The sequence below is a fragment of the Streptomyces chryseus genome, from assembly GCF_014650755.1.
In the GTDB taxonomy this organism is placed as follows: domain Bacteria; phylum Actinomycetota; class Actinomycetes; order Streptomycetales; family Streptomycetaceae; genus Streptomyces; species Streptomyces chryseus.
The window spans coordinates 103464-122949 of the sequence record NZ_BMVO01000008.1 but is presented as its reverse complement, the minus strand read 5'-3'; the positions used below and the strand labels follow the sequence as shown (position 1 = coordinate 122949).

Here is a 19486-nt window from a genome sequence, read left to right as displayed (position 1 = left end):
CTCCTTCGTTCCGCTGGTTACTTGACGGCGATCGGGTTGACGGGTGAGCCGACGGCGCCGGTGATGGGCAGGGGTGCGGCGGTGAGCCAGAACGCGTGCACGCCGTCGGCCGCGCAGTCCCCGGCGAGCGCGTCGAGATCCCACATCTCACCGATCAGCAGGCCGATGTTCGGGATGGCGACCTGGTGCAGCGGCTGGAAGGCGCCCTCGAACTCGTTGGGCCGGACCTCGAAGCCCCAGGTGTCGGTGGCGATCGCGGCGATCTCGGTACGGTGCAGCCAGCCGGCCGTGGTGAACGACAGGCCGGGCGCCGGGCCGCCGGCGTAGTCGCCCCACCCCTGCCTGCGGGTCCGGGCGAGCTGCCCGGTGCGCACCAGCACGATGTCGCCCCGCCCCACGGTCACCCCGTGCGCCTCGGCGGTCCGCTCCAGGTGCTCCTCGGTGATCGCGAAACCGTCGGGCAGTTCGCCGTCGTCGCCGGTCACCCGGCCCACGTCGAGCAGGACGCCGCGTCCGGCGACGTACGGCGCCATGTGCTCGATGCCGGTCACCAGGTCGCCCTCGGACGTGACGACCTTCTCCGCCGCCCGCCCGTTCCACGCCCTGCCGTGGTCGAAGATGTGCCCGAGCCCGTCCCACTGGGTGGAGCACTGCAACGGCATGGCGATCACGTCGTCGGCGCCGCCGATGCCGTGCGGAAAGCCCTGGTGGCCGAGGGCCGCGTCGGTACCGGTGTCGAGCATGGTGTGCACCGGGTTCGTACGGCGCCTCCAGCCCTTCTGCGGCCCGTTCATGTCGAACCGCTGCGACAGCGAGAAGCTCACCCCGCGCCGGACCAGCGCCGCGCCCTCGACCCGCTTCGCCTCGTCCAGGAAGTTCAGCGTGCCGAGCACGTCGTCCGCGCCCCAGCGCCCCCAGTTGGAGTACGCCTTGGCTGCCTCGGCGATCGCGCCCTCCGGGTCCAGCCGGTCCAGGGTCATGACCGCTCCGCCACACAGTGGGTGCGCTGGGCGCCGAGACCGGTGATCGAGCCGTCCATGACGTCGCCGTCGCGCAGCAGCCGCCCCCAGTGCATGCCGTTGCCGGCGGGGGAGCCGGTCAGCACGAGGTCGCCGGGCAGGAGGCGGGCGGTCCGGGAGACGTACGCGACCAGACGCGCCACGTCGAAGATCATGTCCTTGGTGGACTCGTCCTGCATGGTCTCGCCGTTGAGCCTGAGCGTGATCCGCAGGTCGTCCGGTTCGGCCAGGGACTCGGCGGGCACGATCCAGGGGCCGAGCGGGGTGAAGCCGGGCGCGTTCTTGCCGCGCAGCCAGTCGGTGCCGATCCGCGGCATGTCGCGGCGGAAGACGGCCGCCCGGTCGGTGAGGTCGTTGGCGATGGTGTACCCGGCGACGTACGTCAGGGCCTCCCCGGCGGACACCCGGTGGGCCGGCCGGCCGATCACGACCGCCAACTCCAGCTCCCAGTCCGGCTTCTCGGCCCAGGCGGGAAGCACGACGTCGTCGTACGGACCCGTGACGGCACTCGGCAGACCGGTGAACACGTACGGCAGGCCCTCCGCCGCCCGCCGGTCCATGATCTCCGCCGCCTCGGCGCGCCGCTCCTCCTCGGAGCGCTCGTCGGCGGGGTCCCGGTGCGCGACGTGCAGGTCGATCACGTGCTGCCGGTAGTTCGCCCCCGACTGGAACACCTGCCGCGGCTCGACGGGCGCGTGCACCCGGAAGTCCGCCAGCGGCTTGCGTGCGAGGCCGCTGGTACCGGCCAGCGTCCGCAGGCGCGGCAGCGCCGTCTCCCAGCGGTCCAGCAGCCTTCGTGTCGTCAGCCGCTCCTCGGCGAAGGCGACACGCAGATCGAGCACCTGGCTGTCGGGGGTGACGAGGGCGGGGAAGGCCGGTCCGTCCGGGGTCGAGAGGGTGCCCAGAGCGAAGGGTCCGGCAAAGGCTGCGGACGGGGATCCAGAGTTCACGGCGATGTCCTCCTGATTGCGGTGTGACCAATCTGGACCCGACCCTTACGATCAGGGAAATCGATTCTGTGGATCGTTGTTATCCACGGCGCTTATTCCTCCTGCTCGGCGCCTTTCGACAAGGACATCCCGTGAACCTGGCCCGCCTCGATCTCAACCTCGTCGTCGCCCTGCGCGCCCTCCTGGAGGAACGCAACGTCACCCGCGCCGGGCAGCGCGTGGGGCTCAGCCAGCCGGCGATGAGCGCCGCCCTGGCCCGTCTGCGCCGCCACTTCGACGACGATCTGCTGGCGAGGGTCGGCGCCCACTACGAACTCACCGCCCTCGGGCAGGTCCTGCTCGACCGCACCACCACCGCCTATGACGTACTGGAACGCCTCTTCGCCAGCCAGGCGCACTTCGACCCGGCGGGCGAGAGCCGTGAGTTCAGGCTCGTGGCGTCCGACTACGCCGTCGCCGTCTTCGGCACCGAACTGGCCCGTGTGGTGCACGAGGAGGCCCCCGGCATCCGCCTGCGCTTCAGCCAGACACCGCCCACCGTGGTCGACGACACCGCGACGCTGCTGAGCGCCACCGACGGCCTGCTCATGCCGCACGGCGTCATCAGCGACTTCCCCGCCACCGACCTCTACGAGGACCGGTGGGTCTTCCTGGTCGCGGACGACCACCCGAGTGTCGACGAACGCCTCACCCGGCAGGACCTGGCCCGGCTGCCGTGGGTCACCTACCAGCGGACCTACGACGCCCCCGCCGTACGCCAGCTCGGCATGCTGGGCGTCGAGCCGCGCGTGGAGGTCTCCGTCGACAGCTTCCAGCTGCTGCCGCTGCTGGTCGCGGGCACCCGGCGCATCGCCCTGGTCCAGGCGCGTCTCGCCCGGCTCCTCGCACCGCTCGCCGCCGTCCGCGTGCTGGAGCCCCCGTACGAGGCCGTGCCCCTGCGCGAGGCGATGTGGTGGCATCCGGTGCACACCCACGACGCGGCGCACATCTGGCTGCGGGAGACGGCCGCGCGAGTGGGCGGGCGGCTGTCGGACGTACGGTCGCTCTGACGCTGATCGCCATGGGCGTGGCCGACAGCCTGCCGCTGCTGGTCGTCGGGGCGGTGACGAACCGCGTCGGTACGGGGCTGCTCCTGCCGTCGCTGCTGACGCTGGCGATGTCGTGGCTCGACTTCGCCGACCGGGGACGCGGCCCAGGGCTGTGGACGTCGGCGTTCTTCCTCACCCGCCGGACACCCACGGCGCTGCTCCGGCACGCTCTCGAAGCACCCTGACCACCTTCCGACGGCGATTCCGTCAACAAGGTGAGCCGCGCGGGCCATCGGAGCGCAAAGCGGGGGTCGGGGCGTGGGGTGAACGGGGCGGCGGGTACAGCCAGGTCGCGCGGCTGGTGGGCCGGCGCGATCGACGCGTGCACCGAAACCATGGGAGACCTGTGATGGACAGGAAAGTGCGTGAAGTGATGACCGCCGCGCCCGTGACGGTGGGACCGCAGACCTCTGTCGCTGAGGTGGCCCGCGTGATGCGCGACGAGGGGATCGGCGCGGTGCTGGTCGCCGAGGGCGACGAGCTGCGGGGCCTGGTCACCGACCGGGACCTGGCGGTGCGCATCGTGGCCCGGGAAGGCAACATCGGGGACTACAGCGCGGCCGACGCCTGCAGCGACGAGCTGATCACCGTCTCGCTCGACGACGACCTCGGCCGGGCGGTCTCCTTGATGCGCCGGCACGCCGTACGACGTCTGCCCGTGGTGGAGGACGGTCTGCCGGTCGGCATCGTGTCGCTGGGCGACCTGGCCGCCGTACACGACACCGATGCCGCCCTGGCAGACATCAGCGTCGCCGACCCCAACCAGTGACTGGCGAGTTCTGTGCGGAGCGGTAGCGGTACGACAGCCGTTGCCGGCCGGCCACAGGGAATCAGACAAGAGATTTGGCTGCCCCCGGTCCGCGCGGCATGCTGATCCGACACGCCCGGCCCCCGCGCGGGCCGGGCAACGGGGCGGGGGAGGATCGCGTTGATCGTCTGGGTGAACGGGGCGTTCGGGAGCGGGAAGAGCACACTGGTGGACGCGTTGCGTCCGCGCTGGCCCGAGGCACTGGTCTATGACCCGGAGATGGTCGGCTTCGTACTCCGGGAGATCGTGGAGGTCCCCACCGGCGACTTCCAGGACCTGCCACTGTGGCGGCGGCAGGTCGCCAACCTGGCGGTGGGGCTGATCGAGGAGTACGGCCGCCCGGTCCTGGTCCCCATGACCCTGGTCGACCCCGGATACGTCGGTGAGATCTTCGGCGCGTTGAAGGACGCGGGTGTCGACGTCCACCACTTCTTCCTCAAAGTCTCCCGCGAGGTCCTGGAGGAGCGTATCGACGGCCGGATTCACGCCCCGGACGATCCGGAACGGGAGCAGCGGATCCGGAGCTGGTGCAAGGACAGGATCGCACCGTGCATGGCGGCGGCCGACACTCTTCCCGGCGGCACGGTGTTCCTGGACGGCGAGCTGAGCCCTGAGGAGTTGGCCGATCTGGTACTGACGCGCATCGGCGCGGGTTCGGACCGATAGCGGGGAGGTGTGGCGGGGAGGCGGACATCTGCGGTGGTTGGTGCAGATCGGAGATGCCGCCGCCGTGCCCGTCCGGCGGCGGCGCGGCTGTGGCGGACCTTGTGTCCCCTCCCGATCGTCCGATGCGCCGGGGCCGCCCCCAGGAACGCTGTCTATCGCCGGGGCGGCACCGGGATCCGGGCAGTGTCCCGAGCATCCATGCGGGCGCCTTCGGCCGCCCAACGGGCGCGCAGGGATTGACCGCCGGCCAGACTTCGGTCGAGGAAGTCCGACAGGTCCCGGACCGCCTCCAGCACGTCGTGCAGTCGCTGCTGTTTGCGTCCCTGGGCAGTTTCCAGCGTGAAATGGATCAGGATGTCGAGCCATACCCGCCGTTCCGGGTCCATGAGTAGCTCGCAGAACTCGCGGTAGGTGCGCACCCGATTGCCCTCGTCGCACAGCACATCGTCACCGATGCTCGGCTGAACCGCGTAATAGACACCCCCCTCTCGGAGGAACGCCAACTGGACGCGCACGATGAGGGCGGCGAATCGGGTGTCGTCGCCCCCAGCCAGCCGCAAGTAGGGAAAGTCGTCCCGAACTCGCTTCAGCTGGGCGAACAAACCGGCGATGAGATAGGCAGCGGAGAGCAACGCGCACCCGTGCCCGTTGAACCAGGCAGGATCCTTTCCCTCGACCTGGCTCGGCCGATCGACAGCCAGAGCTGGCGCGTAACTGCCCGTCCGCTCCACCGCGGCACCGATGACGGCGAGCCGGTAGTGGACCTCAGCTGCCTGCCAACGAAGAGGGTTGAGATATCGGGCGTTCACCTGGTCGCGCTCGGAGCGGTCGGCGGCACGTCGCTGTTGGCGACCGGAGAACATCACGGTCAGGAAGGCCACCACCCCCGATGTCACAACGGTCACCACCGCTGTCACCGCAGCATTCATGCAACCCCCGCCCCCTCAGTGGCCAGGCTCATGGTTCGGAAGTTCTACCCCACCCGGCCCCCGCGCAGACCGGCCGGCTGAAGTGCACGCCTCGCTGAACGAAGCCGGTGGGGAGGTACGCGGTGCTGGACCGCCCCTGCAGTCGGCGGGCGATGACGCTGTTGGCCCCGGCCGGCGGGAACCGGGTGCCGGTCACCGCCCAGTTGTGGTGGCCGGCGAAGGCACGGTGCGCGACGGTGTGAGTTCGGCGGAGAGCGGAAGGCGGCGGCCGGCCCGGGAGCGGCTGCTTGCCGCTGCGGCCCGCCGCTTCTATGCCGACGGTGTGGCGGCGACCGGCATCGACACGATCACCGCCGAGGCCGGCGTGGCGAAGATGAGCCTCTACAACAACTTCTCCTCCAAGGCCGACCTGGTGCGGGCCTGCCTTGACGCCCGGCACGAGGAGTGGCTCAACCTGTACCGCGCGCGGCTGGAGCAGGCCCAGGGGCCGCGCGACGGCGCCCTGGCGGTCTTCGACGCCTACGCCGACCACGCGGCATTCGCGTACGAGCACGGTTTTCGCGGCTGCGGACTGCTCAACGCCGCCGCCGAGCTCCCGGCCGGAGACGAAGGCAGGGCTGTCGTCCGCGCCCGCAAGGAGCAAGTCGAGCGCCTGATCGCCGGCCACCTGGAACAACTGCTGCCCGAACGGTCCGAGGAAGCGCGCGCGACGGCCGAGCACCTCGCCTTCCTCCTGGAGGGTGCGATGGCCCGCGCCGGCCTGGAAGGCGACGGAGGCCGCCTTCAGCACGCCCGCTCGATGGCGACAACTGTGCTGGACCGACTGTGAAACGGTCCACCGGACACGTCCGGTCCGCAGGGGCAGGGCAGGGGCAGGGGCAGGGGCAGTGTGCGTGTTGGCGGCCTCCGTTCGGTGGGGTACGACGGGCACGGCCGCCACCCTGGCCCCGGACGTGGGCCCTCTCGCCATCGCCGCCGTCGCCATGGGCCTGGGCGGGCTGCCCGCCCCCTCGTGTCAGCGCTGATCGAGCGCGTGGTGGACCACCGAAGGCTCACGCGCCGCCGGACAGGGGCGGCCGCCCTCGGTCTGCTCGGCACGGTCCTGCTGTGCGTCGCCGAAGCCGCTCACGCCACTGACGACGGGGGACACGCATCCATTGCCTGAACGCTGCTCGGCGTAGGACTCGGCCTCGTCGCCGCCACGACCTGCGCCCTCTACTCCTGGGCCGCGCACCGGCTCATCGCCCGCCGGATCCCCTCCCGTGCGGCCATGGGCGCTGTCTTCGGGCTCGGCGGACTGTTCCTCCTGCCCGTCCTGCGGGCGACCGGCGCCCCGCTCGTCAGCTCTTGGTCCAACGCGGTCGTAGGCACCTACATGGCGCTCGTCCCCATGTTCGCCGGTTACGTCCTGTTCGGCTGGGGGCTCGCACGCGTGCCCGCCGGCACGGCCACCACGCTCTCCCTGCTCGAACCGGCGGTCGCGGCCGTACTCGCCGTCCTGGTCGTCGGCGAACGCCTCCCCGCCGCCGGCTGGACCGGCATCGCACTCGTCGTAGCCTGAGGTGACTTGGTGCGCCCCGAAGCAATCTGAAGCGCTCACCCGGGCCGACGGCAACGCTCACCCGGTGCCGATCCGGCGGGACCCACCGGTGCTGGCGGGGGAGGCACGATCCTGGCTGAGCAGTGCGGGCTCCGGTGGCGTTCAATGGCTCGTAGGGGGTACGCGCGCCCGCATGCGGCGGGGGAGCTCGGACAGCAAGGCGGACGGTATGGACCAGGCGGCCGAGGGGGAAGAGCAGCAGCAGGCGATGTTCTCGGCACTGCCGGAGTACAGCGCCGAGGACCTGTACGAGCATGCGCCGTGCGGGTACCTCTCCACCCTGCTGGACGGCACGATCGCGAAGATCAACACAACCCTGCTGGACTGGCTCGGCTACGCACGCGACGACCTCGTGGGCCGCAGGACGTTCTCCGACCTGCTCACCGTGGGCGGCCGCCTTTACCACGAGACCCACTTCGCCCCGCTCCTGCGCATGCAGGGCGAGATCAACGGCATCGCCTTCGAACTGAAGGCCGCCGACGGCAGCCGCCTGCCGGTCCTGGTGACCTCCACGGTCAAGGCGGGCAGCGACGGTCAGCCCCTGCTGATCCGCACGACCGTCTTCGACGCCCGCGACCGCCGTGCGTACGAAACCGAGCTGCTCCGCGCCCGCCAGGAATCGGAGGGGGAACGCGAACGACTCAAACGTCTGAACGCCACCCTGCAGAAGACGCTGCTGCCGCCCGCCCTGGCCAACGTGCCCGGCCTGGACGTCACCGCGCACTACCACATCGCCTCGACGGACGAGGTCGGCGGCGACTTCTACGACCTGTTCCCCCTCGCCTCCGGCACCTGGGGATTCTTCCTGGGCGACGTATGCGGCAAGGGAGCGGCCGCAGCCGCCGTCACCTCCCTGGCCCGCTACACACTGCGCGCCGCCGCCGTCTACGACCCGGACCCGGCCGCCGTCCTCACCAACCTCAACACGGTGATGAACCACGAGTACGCAGGCGACGACCCGCGGTTCTGCACCGTCATCTTCGGCCTGCTCACCCCCAACGGCGACGCGGGCGGCTTCCGCGTCACCCTGGCCAGCGGCGGCCACCCGCCGGCCCTGCTGATGCGTGCCGACGGCCAGGTCGACCACCTGTCCACCCCCGGGGGCCAGCTCATCGGCGTCCTGCCTGACGCCCACATCGCCACTACCACCGTCCGCCTCGCCCCGGGCGACACCCTGCTCCTGCACACCGACGGCCTCACCGAAGCCCACTCCGCCGGCGCCGGCGGCCGCTACGGCGACGAAGCGTTCCTGGAGTTCGCCCGATCGCTCGCTCCCACGACCGCAGACGGCGCTGTGGCCGCGATCCGCGATCTGCTCGACACCTTCGGCACCGGGGTGGACGACGACACCGCCGTCCTGGCCCTCGGCGTGCCCCGGCCCACCCGTGAAGCGCACGAGTGACCCGTCAGCTGACCGTCCACCTCCGCTTCCCCGCCTGCCCCACCGCGCGGGCGGCCGAGGCGGCCTGGACACCGTCCGTCCGCCGAGGTGGCGGTGGGTGGCCCCGGGGTGCGGACGATGCGACCGTACGAGCCAGCAGCGTCCAGGCAGCGCGCCGCACAGATCGTGGCCCGGCCGTCCGTGGCCCTCAAGGGGTGCAGGCCTCGGCAATGGACAGGCTGTTCTCGTAGAGGTGGTGCCGGGTGATTCGGCCGTTCTCGACGGTGAGGCGCAGTGCGAACGGGCCCTCGAAGGACTTCCCCGTCGCCCGTACGGTCCCCGACACGTGTCCCATCAGGACAGCGTCGGCGCCGTCGACGAGGAAGGTGTCGACGCGGGCGCGCGCCATCTCGGGCACGGTGTACTCCATCAACTCCGCGGACTGGGCGGCGCATTCGGCGGCTGTGGAGCGTGGGCGGATCCACGGGGCTGCCGGGTTCTCGGCGAGCAGCCAGTCGACCTCGTCGGCGAAGAGCGCGACCAGCCGCCCGGCGTCCCCGGCCATCCGGGCGGCCAGGAACTCCCGCACCACGGCCCGTGTGGCCTCGGCGACGGGCTTCGCGACGGTGGCTGAATTCGCCGTGCTGACTGCACTCGCCCTGGGTGTGGCGGACATGGCGCTCTCCTCGCAGCTGCGGCCGGATTCCGGCGGGGTTGGCGTCGATGTGCTCGATACTGCCGGGGGGAGGGCAGCCCGGTCGATTACCCCGGGGGTAATGAGCCGCACGCGCGGGACGGGCGGCTGAGGTGGTGATGCCCGCGTTCCTGGCGTCGGCCGGCGTGCGGGCCGGTCCTCGCGGACCGGCTGCGCGGACTGGTCCGCCGCACGCCCCCCTTTCCGCGCTCCGCCTCCCGCGCCGGTCAGGCCCTGCACGTATCAGCATCTCCGCAGCAGCCGACTGGCCCCGGTGGCGGTCGACTTGAGCCCACCCGCCCGAAACCCTCCCCCCGCGTCCCGCACACTGCAAGGGATTCCCCTCTTACTCCGCGGCCGGAGTGTCTGACATGTTGCGTCCACCCCCTACACGTTTCGTCCCCGGCGGCCCCATCGGCGTGCCGGGACTCGGAGGACGCATTGAGACGTCACATATTCAGCCGGCTCCAGGCCCCCGCGGTCGCCGCCGTCGCCCTCGGAGCCACCCTGGCCCTCGCGGCTCCCGCCGCGGCCGTCGCGGCGGAGCCGCAGGCCTCCGCCGCCTGGGCCGCCGGCACGCGCGCCCACCTGGTGATCACCGCCCCCGGGGACACCAGCGCCGTACGGACGGCCGTCGCGGGCAACGGCGGCTCGGTCTTCGCCTCGTACGACGCGATCGGCGTGATCGTCGCCCACTCGGCTTCGGCCGGTTTCGCCTCGGCCATGCGCAGCGTCGCCGGAGTGCAGCAGGTCGGCGCGACGCGCACCTCGGACGTTCCGGCCGACGCGTACAACCCAGCGCTCCCGGCGAACCCGACGCAGTCGTCCACCACACTCGCGGAGAGCCTGACCCGCTGGGACATGACCCAGATCAAGGCGGATCAGGCCTGGGCCGTGACGACCGGCTCCGCGTCGGTCAAGGTCGGCGTACTCGACACGGGCGTGGACGACCAGCACCAGGACATCGCCCCCAACTTCAACGCCGCCGACTCCGTCTCGTGCGCCTACGGCAAGGCGGACACCCGCGCCGGAGCCTGGCGTGACGTCGGTACGCACGGCACGCACGTCGCCGGCACGATCGCGGCCGCCAAGAACAGCAAGGGTGTCGTCGGGGTGGCGCCGGGGGTCAAGGTCTCCTCGGTCCGCATCGCCGAGCCGGGCAGCAGCCTGTTCTTCGCCGAGAACACGATCTGCGGCTTCATGTGGGCCGGTGACCACGGCTTCAAGGTCACCAACAACAGCTACTACACCGACCCGTGGCAGTTCAACTGCCCGGACAACGCCGACCAGGCCGCCATCATCGAGGGCGTCAAGCGCGCCCAGGAGTACGCGGAGCGCAAGGGTTCGCTCCAGGTCGCCGCGGCGGGCAACTCCAACCTCGACCTGGCGAACAAGACGGTCGACACGGAGAGCCCGAACGACTCCACGCCTGTCAGGCGGACCATCACCAACGCCTGCCTCGACATCCCGACCGAGCTGCCGGGCGTCGTGACCGTCGCCGCGATGGGCAAGGGCAACGTGAAGGCGTCGTACTCCAACTTCGGCAACGGCGTCATCGACATCGCCGCCCCGGGCGGTGACGGTACGTCAGGTGTCTACTCCACCCTGCCGGGCGGCAAGTACGGCAACATGAACGGTACGTCGATGGCCTCCCCGCACGTCGCGGGTGTCGCCGCACTCATGGCGAGCGTCGACCCCACCGCCACTCCGGCCGACCTCCGCTCCAAGCTGGGCGTCCAGGCGACCGACACCGCCTGCCCGTCGGACAGCCGGTGCACGGGTACGACCACCAGGAACGGCTTCTTCGGCGAGGGGCAGACCGACGCGCTGCAGGCCGTCGGAAGCACGCCGCCCACCCCGGGTTCGTACTTCGAGAACACCGCGGACGTCACGATCGCGGACAGCGCGACCGTCGACAGCCCCCTCACCGTCTCGGGAGTGACCGGCAACGCGCCGGCCACCCTCAAGGTGGGCGTGGACATCAAGCACACCTACCGCGGCGACCTGGTCGTCTCCCTCGTCGCGCCGGACGGGACCGTGTACCTCCTGGAGGACTTCGCCAACAGCGACAGTACGGACAACGTGGCCAAGACGTACACCGTCAACGCCTCCTCCGAAGCCGCCAACGGCACCTGGAAGCTCCGTGTCCGCGACATCGCGTCGCAGGACACCGGCAGGATCGACGCCTGGAACCTGACCTTCTGAGCCCACGCGCACACAGCGCCACGCACGCGCACCGTTGCGCGCCTCCCGCACACCGGGGGCGCGCAGCGGTGTTCCCAGGAGCGGTGGGGTGACAGGTGTCGTGCGGTGCCGGTCGAGACCCTGACGGTACGACGCCGAGCAGACGGGCGCCGGACATGCTTCCGGCCCCCTCGATGATCATCGAGGGGGCCGGAAGCAGTAGCGGGGACAGGATTTGAACCTGCGACCTCTGGGTTATGAGCCCAGCGAGCTACCGAGCTGCTCCACCCCGCGTCGGTGACACCCACTGTACGGCACGGGCCGTGCGCCTCCTCCCACGGCCGCGCCACCCGGGCGCGGAGCGGGACCGCGACTTTGGATGGGCGGTGGATCTACAGTGAGAAGCGCGGATACGCCTGTGCGGCGGCGCTGGGTGCTCCTCGCCGCACGCGAGGCGGCCGCGGCGGACCGGGGACCGCGTACGCACGTGCGGTCTCACGGACGGCTGCGCTCACGGGCGCAGTAAGCCTTGGCCTCCAAGCCCCGGCCTCGGTCTGTGCAGGGGGACCATGGCAGCCGAGTTCCCGCCCGAGCCGTGGCTGCTGCGGGGCGACATGTACGCATCCCTGTGGTGGCTGCCTGCGCGTTCCTTGCCCCGGTGGCCGCTGCCTCCCGAGGTGCGGCCTCTGGTGGTCGCGGGTCGCGGACGGCGGTCGCTGCGTGGGTCGACGACGAACAGTCCCTGGCCGGCGGACGGGCCCTTTGGGGCATTCCGAAAGAACTGGGATCGTTGACCGTCGCCGGTCCGGCGCAGCCCGCCGCGCGGGAAGCCGGTCAGGTCCGGCTCGGGCTCTCGACGGGCAGCCCTCGGCACGCCACCGTCGCGGCGCGTGGCGCCTACCGCGACCTGATGCGGCTGCGAGGCAGGATCCGGGGGCGTGGGCGGCTGGTCCAGCGGCATGACAGTGGCGAGACGCACCAGGTGCCCCTCCGCGTCACGGGGTCCCCAGCCCTGGGACGCGTCCGGCTGGCGGCGGACAGTACGGGGCCGTTGGCTGTCGTCAGCGGCCGCCGCCCGTTCCTCACCGTGTCGCTGCGCGATTTCCGTTTCGTCGTCGGCCGTACCGGCCAGGCCTGCGACAGAGCGGACACGTGAACGTCCCACCAGCGCTTCGCCCATGGCCCGGACTCGATCACGACCTCGCGGACGTCGTGGGCCTCCGAGTGGCCGGGCCCGGGCCGGGGGCGTCCTACGGGGCGGTGCGTGCCCGGAAGTCCTCCACCGGCGGGACGAAACCAGCGCGAAGGGTCCGGCACCTTGGTGGCGCCCCGCAGAGCGGCGAACGGCGCGTCCCTCACCGCGGCAGCGGCAGCGGCGACGGGGACGAGGGCGCCGACACGTAGAACGTCGAAAGCAGCGTGTCCATGACCGCGCGCTGGCGCGGCCAGTCGACGCTGGGGCCCGCCGCCTGGACTTCGTACGTCGCACCGTTGGGGGCGGTGAAGACACGGTAGAGGCCGCGCCGCCGGCTCCCGCCCGAGGTGTCGTACTCGAAGTCGACCTCGGCCGCCGCCCGGCTCCCTTCGCCGACCGGTGCGATCGACTTCTCGACGTATCCGGACCACACCGACGCCACTCCCCGCGAGAAGGCCCGTGCCGTCTCGATGTTGCTCATCAGTCCGGTCGTACGGCCGACTTCCACGTACGAGGCGAAATCCCGCGCTTCGTGGACGTAGGTGGCGCCCCTGAGGCGCGGAGACCAGTCCGTGGGGACGGCCATGGCCGCTCCGTCAGGGCCGTCGGCGAGGCGGTAGCCGCTGGGCGGGAGGGTCGGGCGCACGGTGGGGAAGGCGGTGGGGGAGGTGTCGCCGGATCCGCCGGACGCGTCGTCGCCGCCCGGTACGAGCCACAACGCGGCGACGACGACCAGCAGCGCCGCGCAGCCGAGCACCACCACCCGGCGCACCAATGGGGTTCCCGGCGCGCGCAGTCGCGTCCGGGAGCCGACGGGAGGCGGCGGGGGCGGCTGCCGGGGGACGGGCGGCGGGGTCAGCGGCCGCCGTGCACCGCGGTGGCCGGCGCCCGGACCGGGCTTGTCGCCGCCCGCGCCCGGCGGGGATGACGGTGCCGGTGCCGGCGGCGCTGTCGGTGCCGGTGACGGCGAGGGGTCCCGGGCCACGGCCTCGGCGGCGGTTCGGGGCGGTGGACCAGAGGCGTTCGTGGAGGATGTGGCCGGGGCGTGAAACTCCCAGCGCTGGGCGCCCGCGTTCCACCGGGCTGTCGGCGGAGCCACGTCAGCCTCCCCGTACGGCGTCGGCCCAGGCGGCGACCGCGCCGGCGGCCGTGGTCGGCGGGCGGGCGACACGCTCCGCGGGCCGGCACCGGTCAGGTCTTCGCACGCTTGGGCTCCTTGTCTCCGCCGGCCGCGCCGGTCGACGTGCTGACGGTGTTGCTGTCACCGATCCCGACCGCGCTGTTGTGCACCGACTGGATGTAGACCGCGCCCTGCCCGAGGTTCACGGCCTTCTGCTCGAACTCGGCCGTCTGCCAGCCGGCTTCGTACAGCGCGAGTTGCACGCCGCGCGCCACCCGGTCCTGAATGGTCTTGAGATAGCGGTCGACGTCCATCGCCTGGAAGAGCGAGGCGTCGGGGTCCGCCCCCAGCTCCCGCACGGCGGCCTCGGGCCCGGTCGGCCGCGCCCGGGCGGACACGGCGGTCACCGCGCGCCAGCCGCTGACCAGGCCACGCGCGAGCGCGGCCACGGCCACCACCAGTGCCCGCGGCGCGTCCACCACGGCGCGGAGCGACAGGGCGACGGCATTGTCCCGGCCGAAGCGCTGGGCGGTGTCGTCCGCCTCCTGGAAGCTTCTCCGTACGGGCCGCAGCACATGCGGGGCGACCTCCAGCATCAGCATGCCTCCTTGCGTGTGCACCCGTACGAAGACGGTGACGACGATGTCCTCGTCCCAGCCGCCGACCCGGATCCGCAGAAAGTGCCGGCGCTTCTCGCCGCCCTCCTCGATGGCGCCCGCCCGGTGCTCCTCGAACTCGTCGGCGTCGACCGGCACGTCCTCCCGCCGGCGCAGGCCCTTGACGGGCAGGAACACGCATTCGTCGACGGCGAGTTCGCGCAGGCGGTCCAGGACCGCGGCCGCCACCTGCGCGGCACCGTGCGCAGACGGCACCCGCAACGCCTCCACGAGCGGAAGGACGCGCCGCAGAATCTCTTCGTTGCCCACGGCGTGGGGCCCTTCGGGACCGATGTCGGTGCGGGGCCTGAGCTCGACCGAGAGGTGCCACGGGCGGAAGGGCATGCCCGCGCCGCAGAACGGGTTCGCCGTCGCGTACATCACCACCGGCCAGTGCTGCTCGCCGCGGATGAGCTCCCGCACGAGGCGCAGACGCGAACCGGGGGAACGCTCGGCCGGATCTCGCGCGAGGTCCGCGTAGTGCTCCCGGGACAGCGGTCCCGACATGGTCCTGGCCGTCCGTTCGTGCCGCAGACCGACGAGCACCGCGAGCAGCAGAAGCAGACCGAGCGTCACGTAGGGAGACTGGAGCCAGGTGTCGTCGTCCGGGTCGAAGTAGAGCTTGTACTGCCATTCCAGTGGCAGCAGCCGGAACTGGAGGTCGAGTGTCTGGACGGCCCAGTGGACGGACTCGACGAACCAGCTGTCGAGCAGGCTGTCCTTCGCCCGGATCAGCGGCGCCATGGCCGTCGTCAACAGGAGAAAGCCCATGAGCAGGCGCGCGTAGAGCTGGAGCAGCCTGGCCGGCACACGCAGCACCGGAGCACTGCGCGTGGCCCTGACGGCCCAGGCCGCCGCGCTGAGCAGCAGACAGGGCAGCAGAAAGCGGGTGGGGAACCAGCCGCCCGTTGCCGACGCGGCCCCCACCCACACCGCCACCACGGCCGCCGACCAGATCAGTTCGTCGCGCCGGGCGCGGAGCGCGTGCCCGAGGACCCGGGCCGCGTCGATGCCGTAGCTCGGGGCTACGACACGCTCGTCGTGCACGTACAGCTCGTCGATGACCCGGTCCCGGAAGCGCGGGTCGAGATACGTCCCCGCACACAGCAGCCGGCCCGCCTCACTGACGGCGGGGTCGACGGGCGCCTTGCCGAGCAGCTGCGGGTCCGGGGTACTGGCCGACTGGGGAGGAACCGCCGTCTGGCTCATCCGGGTGATGGTAGGGGCGGGTGGGGCGCCGGTACAGCCGTAAACGCGCCACAGCGGCGGGAGTTGCGTGGGGGCTTACGACGTCCACCTGCGCCGAGCCGGTCCGCTCGGCGAGCAGCCGCCGGTGGTGGCCGGGGGTGCGTCGAGGCGGGACCCGGCCGTGGCCCCGCAGGCCGAGGGGAGGGTGCCACGGCGGTGGTACTACGGCAGCTCAGCGGGCGGCCCGGGGGCCTGTTCGCCCTGCTCCCCCCAGTCCCAGCTGTCGAAGTACGCGGCCACGCCGGTGCGGCGGGCCCGCATCACCGCTTCCAGGCGCGCGAAGTCCTGTGCCGGCATGAGCGGCTCCCACTCCTCGAGGGACAGGACGCGCACGTCGTCGTGCTCGGCCGGGTCGAGGACGATGGCCTGGATCTGCGCATCGGTGAGCCGCCCGCCGTCGAAGACGAGCCCCATCGTGCTGTACGGCCACTCCTGGCCGGGCAGTCCGTACACCGCTGCCAGCAGCCTCGGCGGGCCGTCCACCACGATGCCGGTCTCTTCGTGGCACTCCCGCACCGCCGTCTGCCACGGCCGCTCACCGAGCTCCATCGTGCCGCCGGGCATCTGCCAGGGGTGAGTCCTCGAGTAGGTGGCCCGCAGCTGGACGGGCCGGTCGTGCTCGTCGGTGAAGTGGACGCAGGCGAAGCCGGTTGCCTTCATCAGGGTCTCGGCGTACTGCTCGGGCGGCAGCCAGGAGCCGGCGGACGCGTCGCGGCGACGCCCCGGGTGCCCGTCCGTGGACTCGGCGGGGATCTCCTGGCCGCTCATGTGCGGGCCGCTCATCTTCTGTTCCTCAGGTGGGGGAGTGGGCAGGGCAGGGTGGGCGTCGGGTCGGTTCACCGTGGGCCTCCGTCGTCGCGAGTGGGCGTGTCGGCGAGTCGCCAGGAAAGGCGCCCGCAGCGCGTGGTCGCCCGCTGAGTGCCGCCCGAGTCGATGATCAGCTGGTAACCGCCGGGCTCGTCGGCAGCGTGCCACCGGGCGGCGACGTCATGGATCTCGCCCCAGATGTCGCGGGGCCCAGAGGCGGTGACCGCCCACCGCCGGTGCCCGTCGGGCCGCACGCGCGTCCACGAGCCGCAGCCAGGGGCGCCGATCACCAATTGCTCGGCCCCGAAGTCGCGCACGAGCCCGCCGTACAAGTGATCCAGCGCCAGCCAGAAACCCAGTGCGGTGTCCGCCGGCGGTGCCGCCTTGGTGCGCAGCGTCTCGTCGCCCGGCTCGGTAGTGATTCGGTCGAGGAACTTCCGGGGCAGGTGGATCCGCCCCATTCCGTCCCCGGCGCGGTGCGCGAACTCGACGGCCCTCAGTTCCGCTGTGATCTTCCCGTTGGCCGTCCTGGTGACGACGGCAAGCCCGGGCCACGAGGGGGACGCTGTGGTGACGTGCAGAAGCAGCCGGCCCTCCGGAGCAAGCTGATCGACCAGCGCGTCCGGAACGCGCGGCAGTGCGAACGACACAAGGATCCGGTCGTACGGTCCGCCTCCCGGCCGGCCCTGCTGCCCGTCGCCGCTCACCACGACCGGCCGGAAGCCGAGATCGCCGAGCCGGGCGCCGGCTGCGTCCACGACATGCCGGTCCAAGTCGACGGTGACCACACCCGTGTCACCGCATGCGTGACAGGCCACCGCGGCGGTCACTCCAGCACCTGTGCCGACATCCAGCATGCGTTGCCCCGGTCGGAGGTCCAGCTCCTCCAGCAGCGAGGCGGTCAGGCTCATCACCGTCGACATCGACGTCATCGACCCGTGCGACCGAGCACCGCGCGCCCTGCCGAGAATCGGCTCCTTGTCGTGCTGGATCAGCACACTGCCCCCTCCGTACAGCACGGTGAGCAGCTCTTGACGGTCCTGTGGTGCGGTCCAGCACAGCAGATCCCACCGCGGCGTTCTGTCGCCGGGGGCGCTGCGCCGTACGTACGCCTGTGGCATCAGCACTTCGCGCGGCAGGGCGAGCAGAGCGTCGCGCACGGGCCCCTGGCCGAGCGTTCCGGACTCCTCGAGCCGTACGACCATCGCCACCCGGGCGGTCACCGGATCCACCACGGCATCGGCGGGGCGCCGGGTGCCGGCCCGGGCGTTGGCGCCGGCAGGCCCGGTGTGCTCCCGGCCCTGGGCGGTGGGGATCACTTCGCCCCCTCCTCAGCGCGCGGGGCGGTCCGTGGGCCCGGGATGCCGCCCTCGCCGGCACCCTTCTTGTCGGTGGGCTCGCTCATGCCGCACACCTCGTATCCGGTCGTGTCGAGCGGCTGGTGCGGGTGCCGGGCCGGCGCGCGCGGAGGGCGGGGGAGGCCGGGAGGCGCCGTCGCCGTTCGAATCCGAAGGGCTGGTGCACGGGGGCGGGTGCCGGGTTCATCGTGTCCTCCGTCTGGGCGCCTGGGTGGCACTGGTGCTCCAGAAACGCGCCGGATTCGAAACCCGTCACGGCCGTTTCGGGGGCAGGTCGTGAACGCACGTTCTGTTCCGGGTGCTCGGGCGGGACGGCTGCGGCTCTCGCTCTTCAAACTCGTTCGATGGGGGCCTGGGCCACTCGATTGAGGGATTGCCGACGCGGTCGACCTCTGCGGGGCGGTGTGGGTGACCGGGTCATGGCCGATGACGCCCAGCCCAGCCCGGACAGTCGCAGTGAGGGTCGAAGGCGTCAGTACGGTCACGCCGTGTGGCCCGCATGGGGTTGCGCGGACGCGTGCGGACGCCTTTGGCGGCAGGTGCTGCTCGGCGGCGCGAGCGTCCCGTACCGCCGAGGACCGATGTGCGCCTGAGGTGTTCGAGAGCGCTCGGGGTTCCTGAGAGGGCCTGGCTGATGACGACAGCATGCGGCTCGACGGACCGTGGACGTACGGTAACCCGATGGGAGAAACGATGGATCTTGATCCGCAGCTTCAGGCTGTCTATGACGAGCGTGCCGCTCAAGGCGCCAAGCCCTTGTACGAGATGACACTCGACGAAGCCAGGGCAGCAGACCTGGCCGCTGTCCAGGCAGACGCGGGAACCCCCGAGCCCGTGCGTGAGGTGTTCGACGAGCCGATACCGGGCCCCGGCGGAACACTGCACGTCCGCGTCTACCGGCCCGTCGCCGACCAGGGGCCCCTCCCCGTACTGGTCTACTTCTTCGGCGGCGGCTGGACACTGGGGAGCATCGAGACGAGCGACGCGATCTGCCGGAGTCTGGCCAACGCCGCCGGCTGCCTCACCGTGGCCGTGGGTTACCGGCTGGCGCCGGAGCACAAGTTCCCCGCCGCGCTCCACGACTGCTTCGCCGGCCTGCGCTGGACCGCCGAGCACGCCGCACGCCTGGGCGGCGACGCTTCGCGCATCGCCGTCGGGGGCGACAGCGCCGGTGGCAACCTCGCCGCCGCCACGACCCTCATGGCGCGGGACGCGGGCGGCCCGGCGATCCGTGCCCAACTGCTCGTCTACCCCAACACGGACTACCTCGCGGACACCCCGTCCCGCCACGGGAACACCGATCCGCTGCTGTTCAACAACAAGTCCGTGCAGTGGTACTGGGACAACTACCTGACTTCCCCCGAGGACGGGCAGAACCCCCTCGTGTCCCCGCTGCGCGCAACCTCCCACGCCGGGTTGCCCCAGGCTCTGGTCATCACCGCCGAGTACGACCCGCTGCGCGACGAGGGCGAGCAGTACGCCCAACGCCTGCGCGACAGCGGTGTCCCGGTCGAGTCCACCCGCTACCCGGGAGTGGCGCACGGCTTCTTCGCCATGGCGGGCGTCCTCGACGCGGGCAGCCGTGCCCTGGGCCAAGCAGCGGCGTACCTGCGCACCGCCTTCGCCCGCGAGGCCACCCACCAGGTCTGAGCGGTCCTCACCCGCGCGCGGCCCACCGGTGGATGAATGCGACCTACAGGCTGAGCATGCCGACGACGGTCAGCGTGACGCCGAAGCCGGCGCCGAGGGAGGTCCCGGCGACAGCGGTCCACAGGCGGCCGGT

Annotated in this window: 19 protein-coding genes and 1 tRNA gene; 10 read left to right on the top strand and 10 right to left on the bottom strand. The window is 71.8% G+C overall.

The annotated features are described in order from the left end of the window. Positions 1-17 precede the first annotated feature (17 nt). Both IE185_RS15315 and IE185_RS15310 read right to left on the bottom strand, forming a co-directional pair. Complete coding sequence (locus tag IE185_RS15315; protein ID WP_189715337.1) at positions 18-980, bottom strand: cyclase family protein; 963 nt, start codon at positions 978-980, stop codon at positions 18-20. After that, positions 977-1969, bottom strand: a complete 993-nt coding sequence (locus IE185_RS15310; protein ID WP_373303727.1) for a fumarylacetoacetate hydrolase family protein — start codon at positions 1967-1969, stop codon at positions 977-979. Before IE185_RS15310 ends, IE185_RS15315 begins: the two co-directional genes overlap by 4 nt. Before the next feature lie 131 nt (positions 1970-2100). On the opposite strand from IE185_RS15310, the gene IE185_RS15305 reads away from it, so the two are divergent. The 4 genes from IE185_RS15305 to IE185_RS15290 all read left to right on the top strand — a co-directional run bounded on the left by IE185_RS15305 (position 2101) and on the right by IE185_RS15290 (position 4531). Further along, positions 2101-3018: a LysR family transcriptional regulator gene (locus IE185_RS15305; RefSeq protein WP_138899000.1), complete on the top strand. Its 918-nt coding sequence runs from the start codon at positions 2101-2103 to the stop codon at positions 3016-3018. 11 nt (positions 3019-3029) lie between these two features. Next, complete coding sequence (locus tag IE185_RS15300; RefSeq protein ID WP_373303726.1) at positions 3030-3242, top strand: hypothetical protein; 213 nt, start codon at positions 3030-3032, stop codon at positions 3240-3242. A 164-nt stretch (positions 3243-3406) separates the two neighbouring features. After that, on the top strand, positions 3407-3826 hold the full coding sequence (locus IE185_RS15295) for a CBS domain-containing protein (protein WP_138899278.1): 420 nt from the start codon (positions 3407-3409) through the stop codon (positions 3824-3826). A 159-nt stretch (positions 3827-3985) separates the two neighbouring features. Then, positions 3986-4531: an AAA family ATPase gene (locus IE185_RS15290; protein ID WP_138899277.1), complete on the top strand. Its 546-nt coding sequence runs from the start codon at positions 3986-3988 to the stop codon at positions 4529-4531. A 152-nt stretch (positions 4532-4683) separates the two neighbouring features. Here IE185_RS15290 and IE185_RS15285 read toward each other — a convergent pair whose 3' ends face one another. Next, positions 4684-5460: a hypothetical protein gene (locus tag IE185_RS15285; protein WP_189715335.1), complete on the bottom strand. Its 777-nt coding sequence runs from the start codon at positions 5458-5460 to the stop codon at positions 4684-4686. A 238-nt stretch (positions 5461-5698) separates the two neighbouring features. Between IE185_RS15285 and IE185_RS15280 the strand changes: the two genes are divergently transcribed. Then, a complete protein-coding gene (locus tag IE185_RS15280; protein WP_189715333.1) occupies positions 5699-6289 on the top strand; it encodes a TetR/AcrR family transcriptional regulator in 591 nt (196 codons plus the stop codon). Positions 6290-6475: 186 nt separating this feature from the next. On the opposite strand, the gene IE185_RS33695 is transcribed toward IE185_RS15280, so the two are convergent. Then, positions 6476-6610: a hypothetical protein gene (locus tag IE185_RS33695; RefSeq protein ID WP_268246667.1), complete on the bottom strand. Its 135-nt coding sequence runs from the start codon at positions 6608-6610 to the stop codon at positions 6476-6478. Between the two features lie 18 nt (positions 6611-6628). Between IE185_RS33695 and IE185_RS33145 the strand changes: the two genes are divergently transcribed. After that, positions 6629-7021 (top strand): EamA family transporter, encoded by a 393-nt coding sequence (locus tag IE185_RS33145; protein WP_229843538.1) that lies wholly within the window; start codon positions 6629-6631, stop codon positions 7019-7021. A gap of 208 nt (positions 7022-7229) precedes the next feature. Further along, entirely contained in the window at positions 7230-8462 is a 1233-nt protein-coding gene (locus IE185_RS15270; RefSeq protein ID WP_138898708.1) for a PP2C family protein-serine/threonine phosphatase, read from the top strand. Between the two features lie 187 nt (positions 8463-8649). On the opposite strand, the gene IE185_RS15265 is transcribed toward IE185_RS15270, so the two are convergent. Beyond that, positions 8650-9117 (bottom strand): nuclear transport factor 2 family protein, encoded by a 468-nt coding sequence (locus IE185_RS15265; protein ID WP_138898707.1) that lies wholly within the window; start codon positions 9115-9117, stop codon positions 8650-8652. Between the two features lie 459 nt (positions 9118-9576). On the opposite strand from IE185_RS15265, the gene IE185_RS15260 reads away from it, so the two are divergent. Beyond that, positions 9577-11340 (top strand): S8 family peptidase, encoded by a 1764-nt coding sequence (locus IE185_RS15260; RefSeq protein WP_138898801.1) that lies wholly within the window; start codon positions 9577-9579, stop codon positions 11338-11340. Positions 11341-11539: 199 nt separating this feature from the next. Here IE185_RS15260 and IE185_RS15255 read toward each other — a convergent pair. Then, a tRNA-Met gene (locus IE185_RS15255) sits at positions 11540-11613 on the bottom strand. 262 nt (positions 11614-11875) lie between these two features. Here IE185_RS15255 and IE185_RS15250 point away from each other — a divergent pair. Then, on the top strand, positions 11876-12475 hold the full coding sequence (locus IE185_RS15250) for an acetoacetate decarboxylase family protein (RefSeq protein WP_308432770.1): 600 nt from the start codon (positions 11876-11878) through the stop codon (positions 12473-12475). Positions 12476-12674: 199 nt separating this feature from the next. Here IE185_RS15250 and IE185_RS15245 read toward each other — a convergent pair whose 3' ends face one another. The 4 genes from IE185_RS15245 to IE185_RS15230 all read right to left on the bottom strand — a co-directional run bounded on the left by IE185_RS15245 (position 12675) and on the right by IE185_RS15230 (position 17664). Next, positions 12675-13286, bottom strand: a complete 612-nt coding sequence (locus IE185_RS15245) for a serine/threonine kinase C-terminal domain-containing protein (RefSeq protein ID WP_189715331.1) — start codon at positions 13284-13286, stop codon at positions 12675-12677. Between the two features lie 419 nt (positions 13287-13705). Beyond that, positions 13706-15499: an AbeC-like domain-containing protein gene (locus IE185_RS15240; protein ID WP_229843524.1), complete on the bottom strand. Its 1794-nt coding sequence runs from the start codon at positions 15497-15499 to the stop codon at positions 13706-13708. 201 nt (positions 15500-15700) lie between these two features. Continuing rightward, on the bottom strand, positions 15701-16198 hold the full coding sequence (locus IE185_RS15235) for an NUDIX domain-containing protein (protein ID WP_189715360.1): 498 nt from the start codon (positions 16196-16198) through the stop codon (positions 15701-15703). Between the two features lie 176 nt (positions 16199-16374). Beyond that, positions 16375-17664 (bottom strand): protein-L-isoaspartate O-methyltransferase family protein, encoded by a 1290-nt coding sequence (locus IE185_RS15230; protein WP_229843523.1) that lies wholly within the window; start codon positions 17662-17664, stop codon positions 16375-16377. 720 nt (positions 17665-18384) lie between these two features. Between IE185_RS15230 and lipP1 the strand changes: the two genes are divergently transcribed. Further along, complete coding sequence (gene lipP1 / locus IE185_RS15225) at positions 18385-19353, top strand: LipP1 family hormone-sensitive lipase (protein ID WP_229843522.1); 969 nt, start codon at positions 18385-18387, stop codon at positions 19351-19353. The last annotated feature ends 133 nt before the right edge of the window (positions 19354-19486 follow it).